Here is a 4,440-nt window from a genome sequence, read left to right on the forward strand (position 1 = left end):
CCAATAACATTATCCCATTCCATAGGATTTATTCCTGTTCCCGGTCTTTTTACTGCTAAATTTTCCTCAGTGAAAATATCTCCTTTTTTAATCTTTATTTTTGCAACAATACTTTTTCTTGCTATATCTTTATTTTTCAATTCTGATGGAGAAGGTTTTTTAATTCCCTCACCCATTGCTTTTTCAATATTTCTTATAGCATCCACCATAGCTTTAAGTTCATCAGGTTCAAGCGAAGCTTTGTGGTCAGGCCCATCCATTGTTTTATCAAGTGTAAAATGTTTTTCTATTACTTTTGCTCCAAGAACAACAGCAGCAACAGGAACTTCTATTCCAAGTGTATGGTCAGAGTATCCTATCTTTATATCAAATTCGTTTTTGATATGAAGCATTGCTTTTAGATTTACATCAGTCATTGGTGTAGGATATTCTGAATTACAATGCAAAACTGTAATGTCTTTATCTTTTGTTCCTGATTTTGTAATAACTTTCAAGGCATTATCAATTTCTTCTAACGATGCCATTCCAGTTGATAAAATAACTTTCTTATTAAGTTTTCCAATTTTTCTAAGATACGGTAAATTTGTAATTTCTCCTGATGGAATTTTATAAATATCCATCCCAATTTTTTCTAACAAATCAATACTATCTAAATCAAAAGCCGATGAAAGAAATTTAATTCTTTTTTTCTCACAATAGGATTTAAGTTCTAAATGATCTTCAAAACTTATCTCAAGTTTTTTTATCATTTCAAATTGCGATTCTTTTTTGTTTGTTGTCTTTTTTTGATATTCTGCCTTTGGAGAACTTTTACTAACTAAATCTTTAGCAATAAAAGTCTGAAATTTTACTGCATCAGCACCTGCATCAACAGCTACATCTATAAGTTTTTTGGCTGTTTCAATACTTCCGTTATGATTAACTCCTGCTTCTGCTATAATAAATGTTTTTTCTATCATTTTATCCTTTTTGCCGGATTACCTACATAAATTCCGGATTCTTTAATAGAATTTATAACTACTGAGCCTGACCCAATAATTACATCATCAGCAATTTCAAGATTGTTATTTATAACAACATTACTGCCAATAAAGCATCTGCTACCTATTTTGCATTGACCGTTTACAATCGCAACTGTTGATATTTGAGTATGATTACCAATTTCACTTTCATGCTCAATGATTGCCCCTGTATTAATTATGTTGTTTTTACCAATTTTTGCTTCAGCATTTATTACTGAATTATGTGAAATTATACTACCTTCACCAATAACTGCATGCTCAGACACAACAGCCTTTGGAGAAATTATTACAGGTAGTTTTAAATTTAATTCTTTTAGTTTATCAAAAAGTTTTTTTCGTAAAGAAACATATTTGATATGACCGACAGTAATAAAAAAATTAGAATACTTTTTTGAAAAATCATAAATATTCTCATCTGATCCAATGATTTTATATCCCAAAACCTCATCTCCGATTTTTAATTCAACGTCTAAAATTCCTACAATTTGAAACTTTTTTTCCTTTTCAATGACATCAATACATGATTTACAATGCCCTCCACCACCTATTAAAATCAATTCTTTTTTCATTTTACAAAATTTTATAATCTCACACTACTCGGAATATTTACAACCCTTTTCTCCAACCACTCAGCATTCTCAATATTCTCAACATGACTATCTTTAAACATCTCAAGCTTATGGAGTAATCGCCAAATTGGGCGTGTCATTACAGCTTTTAAATTTGTATATTCCAAGAATGAATTCCTTTCATCAAAATTTTTCAGAATAATTGCATTAAGCCAATGATTGGAAACTGTACCTCCAATAGGCTTAACAAATTGAACATCTATCTTTTCCAAAAAGTTTTTATATAAATCAAATAATTCTTTTTTATTTTTTAAATATTTATCAATACCTTCAAGCTGAGCACATCCTAAGGCAGCATTAATATTTGGTAATCTGTAATTAAAACCAATCATATCATGAACATACTCCCATTTATGCGGAATTTTTGCCGTTGTAGTTAAATGCTTTGCCGTTGCTGCAAGTTTTTTATTGTCAGTAATAATCATCCCCCCTCCGCCTGTTGTAATTATTTTATTTCCATTAAAACTTAATATTCCTAGCAATCCAAAAGTACCACTATGCTTTCCTTCAACTTTACTACCTATTGATTCAGCGGCATCTTCAATTACAATTACATTATTTTTTTCACAAATCTCAACAATTTCTTTTATCCTCAAAGGATTGCCAAAAGTATGCATTGGCAAACATGCAGATATTTTTCTGTTTGTTATTTTATTATAACAAAATCCATCATTCCTAATTTCAGTACGTTTTTCAAAGAATTCATTAAGTTTGGAAGGAGATATTCCAAGAGTATCTAAATCAACATCAACGAATACAGGTTGAGCTCTTAAATAAGAAATTGCATTTGCCGTAGCTACAAAAGTTAAAGGCTGTGTAATTACTTCATCATTTTCAGTTACTCCTGCAAGCATAAGTGTAACATGCAAAGCTGCTGTTCCATTTCCCACGGCAACAGCATATTTTGCTCCGCAATATTTGGCAGTCATTTCTTCAAATCTGTCAACATATTTTCCAACACTTGACACAAATGTTGTATCAATGCATTCATTTACGTATTTTTTTTCATTCCCCTGAAAACGTGGCTCGTGTAAAGGAATAAATTCATCGGTTTTAAAAGTCTCTCTAACGAACCTAACTATTTCTTTAAACTTTTCTGAGTATTCTTTCAATTTCTTTACTTTTTATATATTCTTATATTTTTGACTATCAGGATTATCAATAAATCCCTCTTTCAATATTTTAATTAATTGTTTTATCCCGTCAGGAACAGTAAATGTAATTTCAAAGCCTAATTGTTTTTTGATTTTGTCAAAAGAAACACGATAATCTCTTGGGTCTTCATTTTTTTCTACATATTCAATCTTGGCATCAGGCAACTGATTCTTAATCTCATCAACAATCATTTGTTTTGTATAGTTTTCATCAGTATTCCCAACATTAAATACATTAAAAGCAACTTGTGATTCTTTACTTTTAAAAATTTCAATAATACTTCTTGCAAGGTCAACCACATGACAATAAGGTCTCCAGAATTGTTCCCCAAAAACTTTAAGAGTTCTACCTAGTGCCAATTCTTTTGTAAAATCATTAACTGTTAAATCAAAACGCATTCTTGGAGAAATACCATAAACGGTTGAAAATCTAAGACAAGTTGGTTTACAGTCATTGTTAGCATCTTGATTCAATAAATATTTTTCAACTGCTACTTTTGTTTCGGCATAAAGAGAAATAGGTTTTAACTCCGATGTTTCAACAACAAACTGTGAAGGGTCAGGCATTTTACCATAATTACTACATGTAGAAGCAAAAACAAATTTTTCAACTCCTGCTTCATTAGCAAGGTCATAAACTCTTTTTGATGCTTCCAGATTTGTTTCCTTTGCCAACTCAGGTTCTTTAGAACAAGCAGGGTCTCCAACAATAGCAGCAAGATGAGCAACATAATCAATGCCTGCCAAAGCTTTTTTTACATCCTCATCATTCCTTACATCTCCTTTTATAAATTCAAAATTATTTTCATTTAGTAATTCAATAATCTGTTCTCCACCAAAACGCAAATTATCTAAAACTCTTACTTTATATCCTGATTTTAATAACAACCTCACTAATACGCTTCCAATATATCCGGCTCCGCCTGTTACAAGTACTTTTTTCATTTATATTTTCAATTTTCAATTTCGCACAAAGTTACAAGAAGATTTAGGATTTACTATTGAAGAATTTGTGATTTGTTTTTATTATCAATTTAAAACATTAAAAATATTGCTTTTATATAAGGGGGGCTATTTAAGCTTTATTAATGTTATTTTGGGATTTAACTTATAATTATCGTATTTTTGTAAATGAATTTAAGATTGACTATTTTGTTTATTATTAAAATTAGATAAAAGGATTTAAGAATATGCAGTTTACAATTAACATTGATACTTCAAACAATAAAGCTCAAGCATTTATTGATTTTATTAAAACACTTGATTTTATTAAAATTGGAGAAAAAGATTCAATTAATAGTTTTACTTTATCTGATGAACAAAAGAACATACTTGATGAAAGAGAAAACAAGCACCTTAACAATGAAAGTCAATCTTTTTCTTGGAATGAAGTAAAAGACAGTCTAAGAAATTCTTCAAAATGAAAAATTTTAATTTCACAATTAAGGAAGAAGCTAAAAATGAAATCTTTGATGCTTATTTATTTTATGAAGAAAAAAAAATAAACCTTGGTAAAAGGTTTCTGGAATCTTTAGAAAACTATCTTTCTTCCATTCAATTAAATCCAAAAATATTTGCAGAAAAATACAAAGAATTTCGACAAGCAATAGTTAATAAATTCCCATTTGTTGTTAT

General features: G+C 29.5%; 6 protein-coding genes. 2 read left to right on the forward strand and 4 right to left on the reverse strand.

The features are described from left to right. The 4 genes from neuB to U9R42_03585 all read right to left on the reverse strand — a co-directional run. The coding region (gene neuB, locus U9R42_03570; protein ID MEA3495095.1) for an N-acetylneuraminate synthase at positions 1-959 on the reverse strand (959 nt) is incomplete at its 3' end. Continuing rightward, positions 956-1,591 carry an acetyltransferase gene (locus tag U9R42_03575; protein MEA3495096.1) on the reverse strand — a complete coding sequence of 212 codons (636 nt, stop codon included), beginning with the start codon at positions 1,589-1,591 and terminating at the stop codon, positions 956-958. The genes U9R42_03575 and neuB, both read right to left, overlap by 4 nt. Before the next feature lie 11 nt (positions 1,592-1,602). Next, complete coding sequence (locus U9R42_03580) at positions 1,603-2,763, reverse strand: LegC family aminotransferase (GenBank protein ID MEA3495097.1); 1,161 nt, start codon at positions 2,761-2,763, stop codon at positions 1,603-1,605. A gap of 12 nt (positions 2,764-2,775) precedes the next feature. Further along, positions 2,776-3,750, reverse strand: a complete 975-nt coding sequence (locus U9R42_03585; GenBank protein MEA3495098.1) for an NAD(P)-dependent oxidoreductase — start codon at positions 3,748-3,750, stop codon at positions 2,776-2,778. A 245-nt stretch (positions 3,751-3,995) separates the two neighbouring features. Between U9R42_03585 and U9R42_03590 the strand changes: the two genes are divergently transcribed. After that, a complete protein-coding gene (locus tag U9R42_03590) occupies positions 3,996-4,229 on the forward strand; it encodes an addiction module protein (protein ID MEA3495099.1) in 234 nt (77 codons plus the stop codon). Next, positions 4,226-4,440 (forward strand): type II toxin-antitoxin system RelE/ParE family toxin (locus U9R42_03595; GenBank protein MEA3495100.1); only part of this gene is annotated, 215 nt, incomplete at its 3' end. The genes U9R42_03590 and U9R42_03595, both read left to right, overlap by 4 nt.

The sequence above is a fragment of the Bacteroidota bacterium genome (assembly GCA_034723125.1).
Taxonomy (GTDB): domain Bacteria; phylum Bacteroidota; class Bacteroidia; order CAILMK01; family JAAYUY01; genus JAYEOP01.

Excerpts from the sequence above, each read along its gene's own strand:
- U9R42_03575 (MEA3495096.1), bottom strand. The coding sequence starts at position 1,591 with ATGAAAAAAGAATTGATTTTAATAGGTGGTGGAGGGCATTGTAAATCA.
- U9R42_03585 (MEA3495098.1), bottom strand. The coding sequence starts at position 3,750 with ATGAAAAAAGTACTTGTAACAGGCGGAGCCGGATATATTGGAAGCGTA.
- U9R42_03590 (MEA3495099.1), top strand. The coding sequence starts at position 3,996 with ATGCAGTTTACAATTAACATTGATACTTCAAACAATAAAGCTCAAGCA.